Source organism: Methylocystis parvus (assembly GCF_049675845.1).
In the GTDB taxonomy this organism is placed as follows: domain Bacteria; phylum Pseudomonadota; class Alphaproteobacteria; order Rhizobiales; family Beijerinckiaceae; genus Methylocystis; species Methylocystis parvus_A.
Genome location: NZ_CP187161.1, coordinates 1151456 through 1170709, shown reverse-complemented (window position 1 = coordinate 1170709; position 19254 = coordinate 1151456). Strand labels below are relative to the sequence as shown.

The 19254-nt window shown below is 61.7% G+C and carries 20 protein-coding genes and 1 pseudogene; 14 read left to right on the top strand and 7 right to left on the bottom strand.

The window, feature by feature from the left end; translation table 11 throughout:
- Positions 1-2: 2 nt before the first annotated feature.
- From ACPFMJ_RS06210 to ACPFMJ_RS06155, 12 genes and pseudogenes are all read left to right on the top strand, one after another.
- Positions 3-239, top strand: a pseudogene (locus tag ACPFMJ_RS06210) (Arm DNA-binding domain-containing protein); the annotation flags it as partial.
- A gap of 111 nt (positions 240-350) precedes the next feature.
- Positions 351-1307, top strand: coding sequence for a tyrosine-type recombinase/integrase (locus tag ACPFMJ_RS06205; protein WP_424363798.1), 957 nt, complete (start codon positions 351-353; stop codon positions 1305-1307).
- A 92-nt stretch (positions 1308-1399) separates the two neighbouring features.
- Complete coding sequence (locus ACPFMJ_RS06200) at positions 1400-1954, top strand: hypothetical protein (protein WP_424362967.1); 555 nt, start codon at positions 1400-1402, stop codon at positions 1952-1954.
- Positions 1955-2045: 91 nt separating this feature from the next.
- Positions 2046-2282, top strand: a complete 237-nt coding sequence (locus ACPFMJ_RS06195) for a helix-turn-helix transcriptional regulator (RefSeq protein ID WP_424362966.1) — start codon at positions 2046-2048, stop codon at positions 2280-2282.
- 365 nt (positions 2283-2647) lie between these two features.
- Complete coding sequence (locus ACPFMJ_RS06190; protein WP_424362965.1) at positions 2648-3196, top strand: hypothetical protein; 549 nt, start codon at positions 2648-2650, stop codon at positions 3194-3196.
- Positions 3193-4425 carry a helicase RepA family protein gene (locus ACPFMJ_RS06185; protein ID WP_424362964.1) on the top strand — a complete coding sequence of 411 codons (1233 nt, stop codon included), beginning with the start codon at positions 3193-3195 and terminating at the stop codon, positions 4423-4425. Before ACPFMJ_RS06190 ends, ACPFMJ_RS06185 begins: the two co-directional genes overlap by 4 nt.
- Positions 4426-4576: 151 nt before the next feature.
- Positions 4577-4885 (top strand): hypothetical protein, encoded by a 309-nt coding sequence (locus ACPFMJ_RS06180; RefSeq protein WP_424362963.1) that lies wholly within the window; start codon positions 4577-4579, stop codon positions 4883-4885.
- Positions 4882-5211, top strand: coding sequence for a hypothetical protein (locus tag ACPFMJ_RS06175; protein ID WP_424362962.1), 330 nt, complete (start codon positions 4882-4884; stop codon positions 5209-5211). Before ACPFMJ_RS06180 ends, ACPFMJ_RS06175 begins: the two co-directional genes overlap by 4 nt.
- Positions 5212-5376: 165 nt before the next feature.
- Positions 5377-6483 carry a hypothetical protein gene (locus ACPFMJ_RS06170; RefSeq protein ID WP_424362961.1) on the top strand — a complete coding sequence of 369 codons (1107 nt, stop codon included), beginning with the start codon at positions 5377-5379 and terminating at the stop codon, positions 6481-6483.
- 13 nt (positions 6484-6496) lie between these two features.
- Complete coding sequence (locus ACPFMJ_RS06165; protein ID WP_424362960.1) at positions 6497-6826, top strand: hypothetical protein; 330 nt, start codon at positions 6497-6499, stop codon at positions 6824-6826.
- Between the two features lie 7 nt (positions 6827-6833).
- On the top strand, positions 6834-7268 hold the full coding sequence (locus tag ACPFMJ_RS06160; RefSeq protein WP_424362959.1) for a hypothetical protein: 435 nt from the start codon (positions 6834-6836) through the stop codon (positions 7266-7268).
- A complete protein-coding gene (locus tag ACPFMJ_RS06155; protein WP_424362958.1) occupies positions 7268-7567 on the top strand; it encodes a hypothetical protein in 300 nt (99 codons plus the stop codon). The genes ACPFMJ_RS06160 and ACPFMJ_RS06155 overlap by 1 nt, the downstream gene beginning before the upstream one ends.
- Positions 7568-7814: 247 nt before the next feature.
- Here the strand turns inward: ACPFMJ_RS06155 and ACPFMJ_RS06150 are convergent, their stop codons facing one another.
- From ACPFMJ_RS06150 to ACPFMJ_RS06130, 5 genes are all read right to left on the bottom strand, one after another.
- Positions 7815-8348 carry a Rha family transcriptional regulator gene (locus ACPFMJ_RS06150; protein WP_424362957.1) on the bottom strand — a complete coding sequence of 178 codons (534 nt, stop codon included), beginning with the start codon at positions 8346-8348 and terminating at the stop codon, positions 7815-7817.
- Between the two features lie 117 nt (positions 8349-8465).
- Positions 8466-8651 carry a hypothetical protein gene (locus tag ACPFMJ_RS06145; protein WP_424362956.1) on the bottom strand — a complete coding sequence of 62 codons (186 nt, stop codon included), beginning with the start codon at positions 8649-8651 and terminating at the stop codon, positions 8466-8468.
- Between the two features lie 613 nt (positions 8652-9264).
- Complete coding sequence (locus ACPFMJ_RS06140) at positions 9265-15270, bottom strand: DUF3320 domain-containing protein (protein ID WP_424362955.1); 6006 nt, start codon at positions 15268-15270, stop codon at positions 9265-9267.
- Between the two features lie 124 nt (positions 15271-15394).
- Positions 15395-15829 (bottom strand): hypothetical protein, encoded by a 435-nt coding sequence (locus ACPFMJ_RS06135; RefSeq protein ID WP_424362954.1) that lies wholly within the window; start codon positions 15827-15829, stop codon positions 15395-15397.
- Between the two features lie 257 nt (positions 15830-16086).
- Positions 16087-16290 carry a helix-turn-helix domain-containing protein gene (locus ACPFMJ_RS06130; RefSeq protein WP_424362953.1) on the bottom strand — a complete coding sequence of 68 codons (204 nt, stop codon included), beginning with the start codon at positions 16288-16290 and terminating at the stop codon, positions 16087-16089.
- 208 nt (positions 16291-16498) lie between these two features.
- On the opposite strand from ACPFMJ_RS06130, the gene ACPFMJ_RS06125 reads away from it, so the two are divergent.
- Both ACPFMJ_RS06125 and ACPFMJ_RS06120 read left to right on the top strand, forming a co-directional pair.
- A complete protein-coding gene (locus tag ACPFMJ_RS06125; protein ID WP_424362952.1) occupies positions 16499-16882 on the top strand; it encodes a hypothetical protein in 384 nt (127 codons plus the stop codon).
- A gap of 26 nt (positions 16883-16908) precedes the next feature.
- Positions 16909-17406, top strand: a complete 498-nt coding sequence (locus ACPFMJ_RS06120) for a hypothetical protein (RefSeq protein ID WP_424362951.1) — start codon at positions 16909-16911, stop codon at positions 17404-17406.
- Positions 17407-17952: 546 nt separating this feature from the next.
- Here ACPFMJ_RS06120 and ACPFMJ_RS06115 read toward each other — a convergent pair.
- Positions 17953-18360 (bottom strand): hypothetical protein, encoded by a 408-nt coding sequence (locus tag ACPFMJ_RS06115; RefSeq protein ID WP_424362950.1) that lies wholly within the window; start codon positions 18358-18360, stop codon positions 17953-17955.
- Positions 18357-18914 (bottom strand): Panacea domain-containing protein, encoded by a 558-nt coding sequence (locus ACPFMJ_RS06110; protein WP_424362949.1) that lies wholly within the window; start codon positions 18912-18914, stop codon positions 18357-18359. The genes ACPFMJ_RS06115 and ACPFMJ_RS06110 overlap by 4 nt, the downstream gene beginning before the upstream one ends.
- Positions 18915-19254 lie beyond the last annotated feature (340 nt).

The window sequence follows — 19254 nt, the reverse complement described above, 5'->3', positions numbered from 1 at the left end:
GTATGCCACCATCCATGCAGATTTGTGGGACCAAGTGTGGGACCGGCATGGGCAAACTCAGCGATCCGAGGGTCAAAACGGCGAGGCCCGGCAAGCACGGCGATGGCGATGGTCTGACGCTCGTGGTCTCTGAAAATGGCGCAAAGAAGTGGGTTCTGCGCTACCAATTGAATGGGAAGCGCCGGGATATGGGCCTTGGCGCTTATCCGGAGATCGGCCTCGCTGCAGCGCGGCTGGCCGCCGTTTCGGCCCGGTCCCTCGCTGCTCAGGGAATCGACCCGCTCGGCGCGAGGCAAGCGGCGAGGAAGGCTGCGCGGCCAATCCCGACCTTTGCGGAAATAGCGGCGGGCGTGATCGAGGACGCACAGATCCGCTTGAGCGGCGAGCGCGTCGCCTATTGGTGGGGGCGCCACCTTGGCCCCGCCTATTGCGGTCCGCTACTGGACCGCCCGGTAAACGAAATCACGACCACGGACATTGCGGCGGTCCTGCGGCCGGTCTGGCGTTCCAAGCCGGAAGTCGCCCGGAAGCTCTATCCCGCGATTCGGCGCGTGTTTGAAGCAGCTCGGATCCGACTACGGGACGAGCATGGGGTTGTTTCAGACAATCCCGCCCGGTGGGATGACCTAAAGGCAATGGGCTTTGAAGCGCCCAAAGCGCTTACCCGGGGCCATCATCCGTCCTTGCCCTATGCGCAAATTCCCGCGTTCATGGCGGCGCTGCGGGAGCGCAGCGCGATAGGGGCCCGCTTTCTGGAGTTCATCATCCTGACCAATGTCCGCGTCGGAACAGCTGCTGCAGCGACGTGGGACCAATTCGATCTTGAGGCGGGCGTCTGGTCTATCCCCACTGCCAATCTGAAGGACAAGCGCCATCGTAAGGAGGCGTTTCGCGTGCCGCTCTCACCTCGCGCCGCCGAGATTGTCCGGGAAATGGAAGCGGGCAGGGTGTCTCAATACGTCTTCCCTGGCCGGGCCACGGGGGCCCCGATGTCGAGCATTGCGGCAATCAGCGTCATTGAGCGCATGAACGGTGACAGCCCCGTCTGGGTTGATCCGACGAGCCGCAGACCAGCAGTTCCACATGGCTTTCGGGCGAGTTTCAAGACGTGGGCGGAGGAGGCGTCAACGTTCCCGCACTCGATCGTCGAGGAGGCAATGGGACATCGCGTTGGGACGGTCGTGGAGCGCGCATACCGTCGCACCGACTTGCTCGAACACCGTCGCAGGTTGATGGACGCCTGGGCGGCGCATTGCGAGCCGCGCAGCACGGACAATGTTGTCCCGCTCACGAGACGCGGCGCATAATCGAACGCGCGGGGATAGGCCGGCCAGCCGACAAGCCGATTAGCCCATCGATTTCCCTCTGCATCTGACAGTGCGTCGCGAGGTAAGCGCAAATGGACGACGACGACGAGTACACCCCAAATTTCGAAGAAGCGGATTATCTCGTTAAGACGCTGCTTTCGGAAAACCCTCGTCTGCGGCATCGCGGGAAGAAGGGGGCCTTGCTGCGACAGCTGCACGAAATCGACGCGAGTCTTTCCCTATGGGAGGAATTATCTTCTGCTGAAAAGCACTCCATGTTGGGCCGCATATGGGAGATCAATAAAGCCCTCGGTTATGGGGAAACCGACTGGTGGTCCAAGCGCAGTCGGCGAGTCGGAGCGACAAGCTCAATCGTTAATCACGCTTTGGACTGCGAGCTTCTTGAACGCGCCAGAACGAAAGTTTCTGAGGGAGTAAAGTTTGGAGCGGCGCTTCGCCAAGTGGTGACAGAAGCGAAAATGAATGGAGAGATCGAAAGTCACATCAAGCGGCTGCGCCGGAAAGCGAGTAAAGTACGCAGAACAGTCGAAATCCGTCCGAACGCAAAATTCCCGGTCGAGGCGCTAGGGGCCGTTTCAACTGACGATCAGATTGAGGATTGGCTCGAGCGCAGGGGTCGGTCTTAGCGGCGAGTTAATGTCCCTCGCGTCCCTCACCAATCCGTAGTTGGCTCCAAGAAACCACAGCAATCCGCTGTGGGGAAATGGAGGCAACTACATGCAGATTGCGACAGCGGTCAGCGAAAACGAGCGCGAGCGCCGCGCGAAGCAGTCTTCCGAAGACAAGGCGAAGCGTTTGGCCTGGCGCGTCAATGACGCGTGCGGAGCGCTGGGCATCAGCCGCAGCCACTTCTATGACCTCGCCGCCGCAGGCAAAATTCGGCTGGTGAAAATCGGCGGCCGCACGGTTGTCCACGACGCCGAGGTCCAGCGCCTCGCGAGCGAGGGCGCCTGAAGGTCGATGCGCTCCCCGAACGCGGAGACGCCCACCCCTGCGGCTGCAGGCGGCGGGCGTCAAGAATGTGCAAAGCGTGGCGGCTCGCATATTCTGAATATCGCAACCACCAAAATCCTTCAAGCCGACTGTCCGGTTGCCATCGGCAACACGGCCGATTCCGCGCCCGCCGATCTTTGCTCTCATCGCGCCGTCTGGGTCGCGCGACGCTGCCGCCTTGAGCCGCGAGTTGCGCGCGCTGTCGCCTCCTTGGCCTTTAACGAGGGAGGCGGCTGATGTTCGCGAACGACAATCCCGACTCCAAATTCGTTGTCGACGGCCCCGACGACCTGGCAGGCGTCTTCCTTGATTGCACGCCTGTTACGATGCACGACGCCGCCTCTGCACGCCTTTACGAGGCGGGCATTTCCGGTCGCGGGATCATTGGCGACGGTCATCCGCTCGAGACCATCGCCATCGACGAAATCGAGCGCCTTCACGACGATCGCTTCGAGTTCTGCCGCGTTGCCGGCTACGACGGGAAACACGTCGCGGCCTTGGTCATGGCGTGCTTTAACGAGTTCGGCGATCTTCACGACCTGGTTGCCTTCAGCCTGAGATCTGGCCGCATCGCGACCTACACCGGCCGGGCGAGCATGCTCGGCGCGGAAAACTGCTTCCGACCGCGGATCGATCTCGAAACGCCAACCGGCAAATCCCCGCCTTTGCGCGTTCATGCGACCATCGCCGGCTGGCTGCGCAGCGGGCGCGATGGCGTTTTCATTTTCAGGCCGCAAGCCGCCGCGCCACTTCTTCAGCTCGTCGGCCCACTTGCCGTCGACTGCCCCGTCTTTGCCCGCAAGCTCGCCGAGCAACTCACGATCCAGCCGCCGCAGCTTGTTTGCCGCGCGACCCACGGGAGTGCGGCCGCATGACGTGGGATCCGGACGATTTGAGCAACCCGTCACCATCGCTTGTCAACGGGAAAGCGTTCACGCGCCACGTCGGCGCGCAGGAGGAGCCTGAGGGCTTTTTCTGTCCGCCTGACGAGCCAGCCCCGCAGGTCACTCCGACGCGCAAGATGACGCTGGAATGGTTCGACGATGCAGCATCTCTCGCATTGTCAGAACCTTCCGACCCGCTCATTGAAGATCTGCTCGATGAAGGCGCGATGAGCGTCTTCTATGGCGACTCGAATGCCGGAAAGACGTTTGTCGCTCTTAATATGTGTTTCGCAGTGGGGACCGGCGGCGAGTGGAACGGCAAGAGGACCAAGCGCGGGTTGGTAGTTTTTGTCTGCGCCGAAGGCGGCCGCAAAATAAAGCGCCGCATCGCGGCCTTGAAAGCACACAACGGCAATCTTGCCTCACCGCCGATTTTCGCGCTGGTCATTTTTCCCATCGATCTACGCTCGAGCGACGCAAACACAAAAGAGCTTCTCACATTAATTCGCGACGCGGAGAAGCAGTGTGGAGAGCGTTGTGTCTGGATCATCGTCGACACCCTTAGCCGAGCCATCGCTGGCGGTGACGAAAACAGCCCGGTCGACATGGGGCGCATCGTCGCCGCAGCCGATTACATTCGCGCCAATACCGGAGCCCACTTCACTTACGTGCATCATACGGGAAAAGACGCCGCTCGCGGGGCTCGCGGCCATTCCCTCCTTCGCGCCGCGACCGATACCGAAATCGAAGTCACCGCAGGCGCGATTAAGGTCACCAAGCAGCGTGACATGGAGATGGGATCTGAGCTTGGCTTTGCCCTCCTCGATGTCATGCTCGGGGTGGACCAACTTGGTCGCGCCATCAAGTCGGCCGTCGTCGAGTGGAATGGCCTGCCGACGCCGAAAGCCGCCCAGTCCGAGAAGGCTGTCCCGCGCTCACAGCGCTTGCTGATGGACGTGATTGCCGAAGCCATCGGCGACGCGGGCGAGAGCTTCAAACCGTTCGGGACTGACGGGCCGCTTGTGCGGGGCGTCGCCGAGCGAGCCGTAAGGGAGCGCTACTTTGCCCGCATCGCCGAAAATGCGGACCCCGACGAAGACGCTGAAAAGCTTTTCGATCGCCAGCGCAAGAGTTTCAAGCGATCGGTAGAAGCCATCCTGAAGGCGAAGGCTCTTATTGCAGCCGAACGGAAAGGGGAGCGCTTCGTATGGCTTCCCTGAAATCCTCCCATTCGGAGCGGACCGGACATTTCGGACACCCCCTAAAGGGGTGTGTCCTGTCCGTCCGGGTTCCCGTCCCGAGTTATGGGCCGGACATTTTCGGACAAAAGTCCGGTTTGTCCGGTTTGTCCGGTAAACGGGGGAGGCTCCCATGATCCGCCGCCGCCTTCCCAATCGCCGCGCCAACGAGACGATCGGCTTCGAGTTTCGCGGCGCGCCCTACGCGGTGACTTTCTCCCGCTTCGAGGACGGCCGCCTCGGCGAGGTCTTCATCGACTGCCAGGCGAAGGGGGCCACGCCCCTCGATTGCGACGCAAAGGACGTGGCCGTCGCTCTCTCGCTCGCTCTGCAACACGGCGCGCCTGCCGCGGATATCCGCGCCGCCCTCACTCGCGAAACGAATGGCCAACCGGTGGGCGTCGCCGGCGCCGTCCTGGATCTGATCGAAGGTGCTGCATGAAAAACATCATCGGAATTGACATCGGCGTCCGTGGCGCGTTGGCGCTCGTCTCGCCGGCGGGCGATCTCATCGAGATTGCAGACATGCCGGTCCTCAACGACGGCCCGAAGGGACGCCCGGCCGTCAACGGGCCGCTGCTCGCCGAGCTGGTCTATCGCTGGCACGCCTCGCAGGCCTTCGTCGAGTTGGTTGGCGCCCGCCCCGGAGAGGGCGCAGTGGGAGCTTTTGCCTTCGGCCGCTCTCGCGGCGTTGTGGAGGGCGTCCTTGGCGCTTGCGGCGTTAGCGCTACCCCCATGTCGCGCCCTCCTCCTGGAAGCGCACTGTAGGCCTCCCTGCGGGCCGGGAAGGGGCAAAGGATGCGGCGAGATCGGAAGCCATCCGCCGTTGGCCCGACAAGGCCCAACTTTTCGCCCGCGTGAAGGATGACGGCCGCGCCGAGGCGGCGCTCATCGCCGTCGCCGGTCTGACCAAGAAATAGGAGCTCGTTTATCATGGACCCGACCCAGCGCGACCAGATGCAAACGCTCGACCCCATGTCCGAATACATCGTTGAGGCTGCGGCGCGGCGCGGGATCGACCCTGCGGCCGCGCTGCGCGTCGCCAAGAGCGAAGGCCTCAACGAATACACCGGAGACGGCGGCTCGAGCTTCGGCCCATTCCAACTTCACTACGGCGGCGTGGCGAGCGGCGGCAATCGCGTCGCGGGCCTCGGCGACGACTTCACCAAGGCCACGGGCCTCGACGCGCGCGATCCGAACACATGGAAAGCGCAAGTAGACTTCGCCCTCGACCATGCCGCGAAGCATGGCTGGGGCGCTTTTCACGGAGCAGCAAACATGGGTTTCGATGATTTCGCCGGCATCGGCGGCAACAGCGCGGGCGGCCGTTACGGCGCCCTTTCGAGCATTGCGGGCGGCTCTGACCCCACCAGCGCCATGGTCACGCAGGGCATGAGCCCTGTGTCGAGCGCGGGCGGCCAGGGCGTCGGCGCCGCCGCGCCACAGTCCATGAGCCAGGTCTCGACGGCCGGCGCGCCATCGCCCTCGCCGATGGGAGGCCCCAGCGCGAACGGCGTCGGCAGCACGGGCGCCTCGCTCGACAAGAATGCACAGGCGATAGTCGACGCGATCAAACAGGCGCGCCAGCCGCGCCCCGGCCTCCTCGGCCAGCTTCTGTTCGGCAATGGCGGGTTTAGCGGCATGCTCGGCCAGAACATGCCCAACGGCCTTCTCGGCGCTCTGACCGGCCTCAAGAGCATGGGGCCGCAACAGGGCGGCGCTCCCGGCGCGCAGCAGGGCGGCCCGTTCGGCAACGGCCTCATCGGCGGCGCGGCGAACGGCCTTTCCAGCTTCCTGCAACCGTCGCCCATGCAGGCGCCGAATGGCGGACCTCAGCAGCCCATGGGCGGCGGCGGCATGATGGCGCAGGCGCCTCAGCTCGGCCCGCAGATGTCTCCCCCGCAGCCGCAGCAGGCGCAGGCCCCGCAGCAGCCGGGCATGCCGATGAGCCAGCCGCCTAGCGGGCAGGGCGGCGGCCAAATGGCGCAGTTGCCGCCATGGCTTCAACAGATGTTCGGCATGTTCGGAATGCAGGGCTGATCGGAGGCGACCAATGACGGAAAAGCAAACATTGCTCCTCAACGGCTTCTCTCCAGTGTTCGAAGCCGCGCCTCTCTTAACAGGGGAGGCGCGGCCGAGCGCTGCGGAGCTGATTGAGCTCGCGAATGGAGTTCTGGCTCAAGCGGAATCCTATGGCTGTGCTCTGATCGCCGAGCACGCAAGGCGCATCCGCGTATATTTCCAGGTCGTCGAAAAGCCGGAGCCAAACGACTTTGAAGTCGCCATTTGTGCGCTGCGCGCAGCATTGCTCGCAATGTCGGGCGCCGACGCTGAGCAGGAATGGTTACAAAAAAACGCAATCAAGCCTTTAAAGGCGATTTGAGGGAGACATGGATAATTCTCCGCGTAAACCCGCGAAAAAAACGCGCGGCAAGCCCTTTGAGCGCGGCAATCCGGGCAAACCGAAGGGCGCGCGTCGGCGCACGACGGTCCTCGCCGAACAGTTGATGGAGGGTGAGGCCGAAGAGGTCGTCCAGGCCGTCCTCGATAAGGCTAAAACCGGCGACATGGCCGCCGCGCGCATCGTCCTCGATCGCGTCGCGCCGGCCCGACGAGACAGGCCCATCGAGGTTTCGCTCCCCAAGATCGAGAGCGCCGCTGACGCCGCTCAGGCATTGAGCGCGGTCCTCTCGGCCCTTGGGGACGGCGCCATTACCCCCGGTGAGGCCGGTGAGGTCGCCAAGCTGATCCAGTCCTACGCTGCGACACTGGAAGTGAGAGACCTCGAGGCGCGGATTGTCGCGTTGGAAGAAAGAGCGAAGTGATGAAGGCCAATGCGAGGCGACTGAAGAAGTTGGAGGCTGGTGCGGAAGGAGGTGACGAAGACGACCGCGATCTCCCGATGTTCTTCATCGATACGCCAGTGGCGCAAAACTTCCGAGAATACTGCATCATCCGCAATAGCGAGAGCTGCGATCCCGAAGTGCGCCGCCTCCAATTGATTGCCGAACTGAAGGAAGCGCTCACGAGCGCAAGGATAATTGAGCACCCGAGATACGACCGCATCGTCGCGAACGCGCGGCGCATCTTGCAAAAGCTCCACCGAGAAGGCGATTTTCCATGACCAGCAGAAGGAAGCGCCTTGAGGCGCTCGAAACGATGGTTCCTCAGAGCAAGCCGGTCGAAGGTGGCCTTCCCGAGCAGCCCCCCGGGATGGTAGAACATATGGCTAGGATCAGGCGGCGTCTGTTGGAGCAGTTCGGCCCCGAGCGCATGCCATGGTTAACAGAACCGCGCGTTTTCACAACGAAGGCGCCCGGTCAAATCGAATACGAGCGGGAGATGGAAGCGAGGAGAATGCGTCAACGGACTTAACTCGCGCCTACGAGCCGGCCGGAAACGAACTTGTCGAGGCCGCGCAGGCCGCTGGCGCCCGGCACCTTGGCGAGGTCGATCACCTGGCCGGCGGTGTAGCCCTTGCCGATCGCGAACTCCCCGGAGGCGACGGCTTCGGAGATGAGGGCGGGAATGATCGCCGCCAGCTCCTTGTGGACGATGCCCTTGACGATGCCGCCAATGGTTCGGCGCTCGTCCTCGCCAAGGCCATTCACGGACGATGCGGGCGCGATCGCCGCCTCAAGCTGCATCCAGCGGTCGATGATGCGGGCGCGAAGCTCTGTCGAATAGCCGGAGACGAGGATCAGGGTCTCGCGCTTGGGGAGGTTGAGGACTTCGCGAGCCTCGCCCTTGGCGTCGATATAACGGGCTGAAAATTCAGCCCGTTGAATTTCCAGCTCCGAGAGCATCTTACGCGCGTCTGCCAGCACATTTTTGTGCAGCTTCCCGCACAGCCCGGCGATTTCCAGTGTGCTCATGGTGAGCGGGATGGTCGAAAGCTCGTTCATGCTGTCTCCATCGGCGTCCGGCCCGGCAGGCCCGAGACGCACGGGTTCGCTTTCGCGAAACCGGAGCCGATGAAGCCCGATCCCGCGTCTTCCCCCTGCCGAGGGGAAATGCTGTGCTTAGAAGGCGCCTTGCTGCGGCTGCGGCAGCACGGCCTGTTGCGCGGCGCGCGCATTGGCGTTGATCTGGTCGCGCATAAGGCCGTGCTGCATCTCGCGATTGTGGCGGATGTCGTCGAACACGCCGCTCGCCGCCTGCTTCGGCTTCTCGCCCTTGAGCGATGCGCGCGCCTCCAGTTCGGCCATCGTCGTCGGCCGCGCCTGCTCGGCGCCCGGAATGACGGCCTGCGGCTTGTTGTCCGCGCCTATTTCGTATCCAAAGTATTCTTCACTCGGATGAGAGTCCGGAGCCGGCGGATGTGCTCCCCGATCTCCGCCCGACGCGCCTCAGTCGGCGCGTTGTGCGCCTCCTCCATGACAACCTTCAAGATCCGCTGCAGTTCCGCCACTGGTATGTCCGGCGGGTTGGGGCTGGCTTTGCCGTTCGAAGAGGTCATTCAGTCCACTTTCGGTTTCGGCGTAGTAACTCTCGACTTCCCGCCGAGGGATTGGGAGAGCTTACCGCGCCAGCCGCGGCCCGGTCGAGCACGTTCCATGTGGCGCTGAAGGTCAATTTCATCATCACCGCAGACAGGCGCGACGTTTCACCCTGGTCGCTCACCATGAGCACGCTGGAAATCGCGAGACCATATAGCTGACGCACCCATCGCCAACCTCCGAAGCCCTCGGCTCTCTAGCAAGGGCTCAGCGGAATTAACATTCGAGTCCGCGATGCCCCTTGGCATGCTGCTCCCCTAAGCGGGAGGGTTCAGGCCATGCCGCGGCTTCGCAATTCGGAGGTGCTCTTCTCTTGCCGACATCAGTTTAGGCATGCCAATCTCATTTGCTTGACGGCTTCTTCGAAACGATCTCGCGTGGGACCACGCAGCCGGCCGAGTTGGAAATGATCTTGCATTGCGCGGACGATCTCCTCGTCATCAAACCCACCTCCATCGCATGCCGCGGCTAGGCTGGCGAGTTCGGCTAAGGGAACGTCGACGTGGCTCCGTCCGCCCAAGCTACGCCAAGGTGCCATGGACTGTGGTGAGAGATGGCGGGGCCACAGCACAATGCGTCCGTCAGACTCTTCGGTCACGTTGAACCGGTCGCCAATTGCCCTCGTGATAATGTCGCGGATTTGGTCGCGCGCCCTCTGGAACCCGTGGGCCTCGCGGATGCGGGCTATGACGAGTTCCTTGAACACCGGCCCTTCGGTCTGGATCACATGCTCGGCCATTGCAGCCAAAACCCCACGATAACCCGGATCGTAGAACCGGCCCTGATCCGGAGACGCGATCTCGCGAAGATCTGCCACTCGATAGATCCCCGGAGCGAAATCGATCTGCACGGGTCCCTGCTGCGGCGCGCGCGGCTCCGCATAAATATTTTTAGGCACTGAACCGTGCGCCTGCTGCTCCGACGCGGTCTGGCGAGGGACAGGCAAGATGTTCCATTGGGGCTCGTGCCCTTCCGGGGAGTCCTTAGCTGGGCTGGCCGCATTGATAAGTTGTTCCTCTGCGGCTTCGGCTGCTGCCCATTCCTCTTGCTCCCGCTGCTGCTTATTGAGTTCCACCTGCCTGGCCGCTTCCTCAGCTGCTTTGTGCTCGCGATCGGCGGCGAGATCTTCGCGAAGCTTATTGTCGATGCGGTCGAGTGATAAGTGCGGATTCATCCACCAGTCCGTTGACCAGATCCGGCGGATGTTCCAACCAAGGTCCTTCAGCACAATCTCCCGTAGGCGGTCTCGGTCGCGTGCCGTCGCGGAGCTGTGGTAGGCGGCACCGTCGCATTCAACGCCTGCGAGATAGCGCCCGGGCTCGTCCGGGTGGACGATGCCAAGGTCGACGCGGAAGAAAGACACTCCGATCTGCGGGTGGACTTCCCAGCCCCTCCGTTCTAGGGCTGCCTTGACGGCGTCCTCGAATGGCGATTCCGTCGGGCGTCCGGTCATCTCAAACGCCTCTGCCATGGCCTTCGGCCCGCGTTCGGCGAACTCGAGGAAGTGCTTGAAGTCCCGGACACCGCGCGCGTTTGTCCGCCCGAGGTCGATCTGGGCCGGCTTCATCGAGGCGAAGACCGTCAGCTCCCGGCGGGCACGGGTAACCGCGACGTTGAGGCGTCTATGCCCACCCTGTTTATTTAGCGAACTGATCTGTGCCCTGACCACTCCAGCCCGGTCCGGGCCGACGGCGACCGAGAAAAGGATAACGTCCCGCTCATCACCCTGGACGTTCTCGAGGTTCTTAACAATCACCGGCTCGCGGCTGCGCGCAGGATCGAAGAAGGGCTCGAGCGTGGGGTCCGCCATCCTCGCCTGATCGAGCAGGTTCTCGATCAGGCGCTGCTGCTCGGAGTTGAAGGTAACGACGCCGAGCGAGTGAGGCGAGGTCCGGAGTCGCTCGAGGAGGTGGGAGACAAGCATCTCCGCCTCTCTCCTGTTCACGCGCCCCGAGCCACGCTCGTAGGTCCCGTCCGGAACGTGAATGAAACTTACGGCTGTGTCCTTCGTCACCGCGGATGGGAAGGTGACCAATTGGCCGCGATAGTACTTGGCGTTAGAAAACGCAATTAGGCTTTCATGCCGGCTGCGATAGTGCCAAGTTAGCTCGAGGTGGGGGATGTTCGCCCCGAGGCACTCATCCAAGATGCTCGGCAGGTCAGCGACCGTGTCGTCGTCGGCGTCCTCGTTGCCGCGTTCCCCGACATTCGTCGGCGGTAACTGCTCCGGGTCGCCGACTACGATGACTTGGTTGCCGCGGGCGAGGGCGCCTACGGCGTCCCAAACAGGGATCTGTGAGGCCTCGTCCACGATCACGACGTCAAACGGCTTCGCGTCCGCCGGCAGGTACTGCGCGATCGAGAGCGGGCTCATCATCATACAGGGCGCCAGCTTAGCCAGCACCGTTGGGATCTGGTCGAAAAGCTGCCGTAGCGGCAGCTTAGTACGCTGAATCTCGCGGCTCAGCGTTCCCCACTCTGGGTCGTTGCCGAACCCGGTCATGCTGGGTACGCCGCCGCTGATGCGGGCGCGGATGATCTGCTTGGAGAGTTCGGCCACCCTTTGGTCGGCCTTGACGAAGGCTTCGATCTTGTTCTCGTGATCCTCTACGAGGAAGGAACTCACTACTTCGTCGTCGTTGGCGACACAATTGGCCCACCATCCGGCGTAAGAGTACTCGAATACCGCTTCGAGTTCGCCGCTCGCAATCTCGCCTTCGTCGATCGCCTTGACCAACGGCTGCAACCCCGTCGCGTCCGCCTCGGCGACCGCGGCGCGCCACCGGCACCATGCGGGCGCGTCGACGATCCCAGCGACCCAGCGGGAAGCTGTCTGTAGATAATCGTCGATCCAGGTCGGGCCGATCACGAGCAGATCCTCGCGGGCCAAACCGGCTAAGGCCGCGAGCTTTTCGGCGGCCGCATTCAGGTCTGCGTGCGCGTCCCGGAAGCCCCCTAGAGCGGTTCGCACCGGACCGCTTTCTATGAAGATGTGGCCATAGGCGGTGAGCAGGTTATATGCGTGCGTCCTTATGCTAGAAAAATCCAGTCCAGTGTGTGAGGTAAGCTTCGTGATGTGGGCAAGGGTCTTCTCATGCCATTCGCTCAGCGCCGGGAACTTGAAGACTTCGGTGTTTAGCCCGCGCCAAAATGCGCAATCGCCGAGAATGGTCCCATAGTCTTCGGCCTTCAATGCGAATGCTGCTAGATTTTCGAGCACGACGAGATCGGAGGAGATATCTTCCGGGACATCGTCACAGAACGGCTTTAGCTTCAGCCGGACACTCTCCTTGCGCCCGCTCCGGACGAGGAAGTTGGAGGCCGCCGCGGCCGTCCATTCCTTCTGCAGCTCGACTAGGTTGACCTTTAGCACTCTCGGGTCGTAATTGCCGTTCAATCGGCGTCGCAGTGCGGATGCTTCTCCGACAAGGCGTTCCACCGCCGCCATGGCCTGCAGAAGGCGTTCCGGATTCTCGCCGAGAAGCAGGGCGCCATCCGAAGCTTCGGGAGCGGTCAGGGCCTTGACGAAGTTGACGAGCGGGATAATTCCGCCCTGATCCCAATAATCCGCAGGCAGGGCGACAGTTTCGCCGAGGGCGCCTGCGGCTCCGCGGAACCGCTCCAACGCGACCCGGTAGCCTTCGACTGCCGTCAGGAAGTCTTCGCGCCATGCTGGCGTCCAGCGAGTCTGTTTGATGCCCGACAGCGCGTGGCCATAGCTGGAGCCTATCGCCTGCAGGGCCATCTTGATAGACTGCACGCACGTCCGCAGCCTCTGGAGTTCGCCGACACCATGCCGGGTTGTACGAGGCCAACCGAGAGTGATTTCGGGGAAACGGTCGCGGTCGGCTACGACCCTGGAGAACGCCTCGAAGGCAGACATGCCGTTCTCGCGTCGGCGGTGCAGCGCCGAAACCATACCATTGAGTTCGTCCCGCCGCGTTTTCAGCTCGTCGTTTGCGGCTACCCAATCTTGCTCGGTGGCGGCCTGCCGCTCTTTCCATGCATTTTTGAGCTGCTCAACAACTCTGGATTTTTGGGCCTTCGAAGAATGGACCTCAACGCAGTAGCCGCCGAGCCCGATGTCCGAGAGGCGCCGCTGCACAACCTCCAAGGCGGCAGTCTTTTGGGAGACAAACAAAACAGTCCTACCGTGTGCAAGGCAGGTCGCGATCATGTTTGTGATCGTCTGGCTCTTGCCGGTCCCCGGCGGCCCGAACAGGACGAAGTCCTTCCCGCGAGCGGCCGCCACGACCGCGGCCGTCTGAGAGGAATCCGCTGAGAGCGGCATGAAGATCTGCGCTGGTTCGACAGCGTGATCTATTTCACGCGGCGAAATGAACGGTTCTCCCTTCTCGTAGGCGTATTTAGGAGTGTCGATCAGGTGGCGGACTACATCATTGCGCTTGAGCTCCTCGGTGCGATCAATAAGGTCCTTCCACATGAGATATTTTGTGAAAGAGACAGTCGATAGCACAAGTTCTTCCGTGACCTCCCAGCCGCGGACGTCCTTCACGCGATCCTTCATGGCGCGAAGGATTTTGGCAACGTCGACACCGGAACCGTCCACGGGCAGCCCGGTCTCAATCTCGGGGATGGCCATGTGGAAGTCTTGACGGAGCATATGGAGCAGAGTCGGGTTGAACCTGATTTCGTCCTCATGCAGCAAGAGCTGGAAGCCCGATCGGACGCTCTTGCGTTCGAGGCGCACGGGGATGAGAAGCAGCGGTGCCTTGTAGGTTGAATCCCGACCTGCCGGCGTCCACTTTAGGAAGCCCGCCGATAAGAACAGGATGTTCGATCCCCCCTCCTCGAACGCTGTGCGCGCTGCCCGGTAGAGCTCGGTCAGCCGGGTGTCGAGCTGGTCCTCGGTCACGTCCGCATGAAGCTCGAGGCGTTTCATCGCCTCATCAATGTACATGCGATAGGCGTCGTCCTTCAGCCGCTCGCGAAGGAGCGCCACGTCGCGCCCGTCTTCGCCTACTACTGACACCCTATGCCGGATCTTGAATGCTTTGCCCGACGAGAGATGGTCCTCGAGACCGCCGAGGTCGCAGCAGGCTATGTGAATAGCGGTCTTGCCTTCCTTGAAGTTTAGGAGGCGGTTCTTTAGCGATAGGTCAAGCAGGCGCGCCTTCCAGACCTCCAGCCGGTCCTGAGTGCCGGTGGCGGCCGGTGGCGGCGGCGTGATATCCTCTTCGAAGATGGGCGTAGCCTCGAGCCCGAAATCGGCTCCTTCGGCGACATCCGGCGACTGCACGGGTCGAGCGTTGCCGCCGAGATCAAGCGGTCGGATCTGGTGGAGACGGGCGCGATTGACGTCAATTGCGATTTCGAATTTCCCGTCGAGCCCTTCGGCTACCAGGGTGTGCCCTTGCGCGATTGCCTGCTTGAAGCGCCCGGGCGGATTGCCGGTCAGGTAGGTCGACTCGACGAGGATGAGCTCGTCGAGTTGGATGCGCTTGCGCAGCATCTGCGGATCATCGACGACCACCGTGCTGAAGTCGGTGTCGGTTAGCCAGACGCCGACGAGGGCATGCCCCTCGGTCAGGACGAGCACCGGATGCAGTCCGGCTTGCTCCAGGCACGATGCGTAAGTCAATGCGAGGTCGAGGCATGTTCCGACCTTGCGATCTAGGATCTCCGATGGGCCACGAATGAGTTGCCCCAACTTCTCGAAGCTAGCAGGCGGATAGACGTATGTGATCGCGTATCCGACCATGGCCGCCCAGATGGCGTCGGCCATTTCCCACGCTCGGCCCTTCTTGCCTGAACGGTAGCCGTCGAAGGCCGTCTCCTTGCCGGACTTCTTCAGCTTCTCGGCCGCGTCGCGCAGAATGACGTCGACACTCGGATCGGTCGGGCGGACGAAAGCCGCCAGCAGCTCCGGTGAGGATTGGGAACCACCCCAGAAACCGGGCGGCAGGAGGTTCACCTCTTTTGACAGCTCGACGAGGACTTCTTCTCCGCGGCGGATGCGGACCAAGATCTCGGAGCGGCGGCTTGCCGTCAGTCCAGACAGATAAGTCTGATCTAGCTTGAGGTCGGGAGCCGGTAGGTGGTGTTGGCTGCCAGACCTAATCCTTGAGATCGTGACGAACCTTGGCGCTATGAACGGCGGCTCCGAGGAAAAAGAGACCGTCACGTCTGAGAGGTCGTCGGCCAGGTTGTTCGTAACGCTGATCCCTCGAATAATTGGAATCGCGTTTTGGAAGAATGCCACGTTGACGTGGTCGGAAGCCGAATAGCTCAGCTCCACGCTTGGGGCTTGCGCCTCGCCGTGGTCGGGGGAAATTTGGTCAATGGGAGAGGGCGTACCTATCATCATTTTTCTGCTTTAGCATGGCCAGCGGAAAGCAAAGACTTCAAACTAAATCGCTGTTAAGCGGCCCCGACTGCTTAGTGAATGGCGGTTCTGGGCCTTACTCTGGACTGAGTTCAACGCCGGAAGTCTAGCCCTGTTGCCGGAGCACCTGCCCGGCGTCGAAAGCGCTCTTCGCGCCGGGTTCATCGGCGTGAAACATGATGACCGTCACACCGACATCCGCGGTCGGGCGGCGTATCGGCGTCGAAAATCCGGATGCCGAGCCAGATGCGTAGGCAGTGTTCCCCATCGTATAGCCCGACGCCGAGCCGTTGACTGTGGAGTAGACGCCGGAAACTTCTGACCCTTGCGCCATGCCGACCTGATCAAGCCGGAAATGCGTATAGCCCCGCTGTAAGGTCGCCTCGGCCGCTCGCTTCATTGTCTGTGAAGTTGCCTGGCCAGCGAAGAGCAGCCCGGAGGCATGGGTGTCCAGGCGGACCATATTTAGCGCGAGCGGCATCTCTTGAGTGTGCACGCAGGCGCCCAAGAGGAAGAAACCCAAGGCAAAAAAGCGTTTCATGTTGCAAGCCCTTTGAAATGAGCAACCGGAAGAAAAGCGGCACGTGGCGCTTAATAGCATAGCTGCCCAGGAGTGACGGGATGCCAACTCATCCTGTGGGCTTTTTCAATCTCACCCCCGGCCTGCCGCCGGACAGTTGGAGGCGAGCGGGGACGCTCCGGGCGTCGAGCAAGATCCATCTGGGCGAATGTGATAGTTCGCCCCGCATCCGGCGACCGAGAGCGACAAGAGCAGCGCAAGCGTGACCTTCGCGCGCCTCATCTTGCCGCTGCCTTGCGTAGCCTCACGCCCGGGCCGCCGCCGTTCTCGGGGATGAACTCGACGCCGGCGGTTTCAAGGGCGCGCTTTAAGACGTCCAGCGTAGCGGATTGAGGCTCCGACTTACCTCCTTCAAAATTCCTTATCGTCGCGTTCCCGATCTTGGCGGCCTCAGCCAAATGCTGCTGAGACCAGTCGAGCAAGGCCCGCGCCGCTCGGCATTGCGCAGCCGTAATCATACGAAATGTTTCCTCTCATTTATATCTAAATTCGCTATTCGTAGCGAATAGCGATTGACTCGGGTCGATGCAGCTATTATAGATAGCTTTATCGTAAATCGCTAGCCATAAAACAGCTGCCGAACACTTTGTTCTCGGCGAAAGCCCTCGGCTTGCCTGTAGGAGACTGCCCGTGCGCTCCGCATTTGACCTCTCGGCCATGATGACTGCCGCCCACCGCGTCGCGCGCAAGGCCGTCGCCGCCGGCAAATGCGCTTATCGGCTGATCTTCGCCAAGGCGCTGGCCCGTGAATGGCGGATTGCCCGCGACGCTGTCGAACGGATGTCCTTCAACATTGGCTTGCCGGTGGGCTCTTGCGTCGCGGACCTACCGGCGCCCGAGCCTGTCCGTGCCGCGGTCCAGGATCCTCGCCCGGCTTTCCGTCAATTCGGATCTGCCAGCCTGTTCTTCGGCCCCAACGCTCGCGAGGCCGCCATCGCTGACGCTGCGAACCGCACCGCCTCATCCTTCACCCATGCCCGCGCCGACGGCCGTCGCGCCGCGTGGGTTGCTTAATCCGCTCGCAATCGAGGAGCATGCAAATGACTACGACCTCTCGCCGCCTGTTCATCGCCGCTGGTCCAGCCGCCGTCGTCTTTCCAGCCTTGCGCAGCGCCGCCACGCAAGAGGGGCTCGCGGGCCTAATAGCTAAGCACCGGGACATTTACGTCCGCTTCAATGAGATGTGCGATTTCGAGGACCGGGTTTCCGAAACTGATCCGCACTTTGCCGCGCTCCGGGCCGAATGGGAATATCTCGACGCCGCAGAGGTTGAGACGTTGGGCGCCGTCTTGGCTCACCCTGTCAGCACGATCGAGGGGGCCAAGACCAAAGCGGCCTATCTCGCCGAACATTTCCGGCGCGGCGAACCGCGAGGCGTGCATCTGATGGCGTTTCTGTCGGGCCTACTTGCCCGAGCATTGATGCTCGTCACGGCCGTAGAGGCGGCCATGTTTCGGAGGCGACCATGGGAGCACGCCACGACCGCGCCGCCATCATGCGAGACGCCCATCGCCGCTATCGCGACGGGCGTCGCCTGACGCTGGGGTGGAGCTGGTCGCAATGCCTCTCGACGGCTTGGGCGGCGGCGAAGAAGCGGCGGGACGCGGCTGAGCAATCGGCGCGGCTCGAAGCCCGCATATGGCGCGAGCACGTCCCTAAAGGTAGTGGGAACATCCCAGGAGGTGCTTGTGCATAAAGCCCAATCATTGCACCCTTCACTCTGTAGCGTCGTGAGGCGCCACAGCAGAAAGGATCTCCTATGGTTGACCTTGCAGTTTTCGAAGCCGACGACGGTTCTACCGTTATCATCCGAGCTGCCGACTTGCCCCTTTATCCAGACGTAAAGAAAGTCTGGCGGATCAACGCCTGTCTATCGTTATTCCAAGAACGTGAGCTTCGCCGCGCTCGTCGTTGCGTCCGGCCACCTTGGAGCTGCCGCGGCTGGTATGATCACGCATAGGCCCCAGCGTATGCGCCGTAAGCTTGCGCGCTCCGAATCAGCGGCGTAGCTCCCGCACAATTCGGCGGGCCCGCCGACCACAGAAACGCCCCGACCGTGGACGTAACGGCGGGGCGTTTTTGCTTTAAACTAGGCAAGCCTTAATTGCTGAGGCTTGAAAGCTTGATATGTCAGCACTCAAGGCTGCACAATCTTGAATTGCCCGGATCAGGGAGTCTTCGAGCGTGCACACCGGTTTGATTTTGCCAGAAAAGCGCTTTTGCAACGCGATCGATGCGTTGATCTCGTAGAATTCATTCAGACAAACCCAGGTTTGAGTTTTCAGATAGCAGCACCCTGGGGGTAGAAAGAAGTTATGAAACCTATCCTTTGGTTGGCATCCGAATTCAATACCTCTGCCGTGCTGTTTAGACGTCGTTTTAACGACGATCGAGATAGAGTTAATCGTTCCCAGGACGACAAAGAGCTTTTCGCCGGTCTCCCCATCGTGAAAGGCAAATTCTTCGTCAAAAAATATCGAACCGGGATTCACGTCAACTTCTCAATGAGCTCGGCCCGTTCGTTTGCCACGTGCAGCACCGCTTCACGTTCGTCCGGCCTAACCGCCAATTCGTATGGAATAAGCTGCTGACGACGCCCCTCCTGGACAAAAACCCTGTCCCACGGGGTGTTCTCCAAATGCGTTGCTTCGACCATGTCATCAGCTTCTGCGTCGCGATACTCGGCGGCAAGAGATCTCATTAGCTCAAGCTCGCGGCGTGAAAAATGACGGTCGGAAAATAGTGCATGAGGCTTTATGACGAGCATTACATGCTGGCCGTTGCGAATTGCTCGCTCCTCAAAATGGAGCGCTTCGGCCATGTCGGGCTGCGGAGTCTCGATCTCATCAAACAGCGAAACGGGTACCGGGCCCATTTTCCAGGCGAAATAATCCAACCCGGTCACGCTTCGGCCGGTTGCCTTGAAGTGCTCAAAGTCTAAGAAATACAATAGCTTGAAAAGCTTCACCTTGCCGCATTTCTTTGTGTTCTGCACAAAGAAAACGATGGCTTGTATGAGCTTCTCCCTTTCTCGCGAAATAAGCATGGCCTTCGTGTCCCCTCGATGATCCAGCCGGCATCGGAACAGATTACGAATGCCTATCTTGGGCGGACCCTACATCCTGGCGATTCACCCGACAAGGACGCGATTGCCACAGTGACCTCCCGCTACACCGGCCCCGCCATGGATCTCGGCAACCTCCGCAGCCTCGGCATGAGCGCGGTCGACGTGTCCTGTGCCTGCGGCCGGCGGGAGAGCGTCGACGTCTCGGGGCTGCCTGGAGAGGTAGAGGTCCCGTCGCTCCGCCTGCGGCTGCGCTGCACGGCTTGCGGCGCCAGGCCCGAGGACGTCCGGCCGGACTGGGGTCAGTATCGGGCGATAGGGA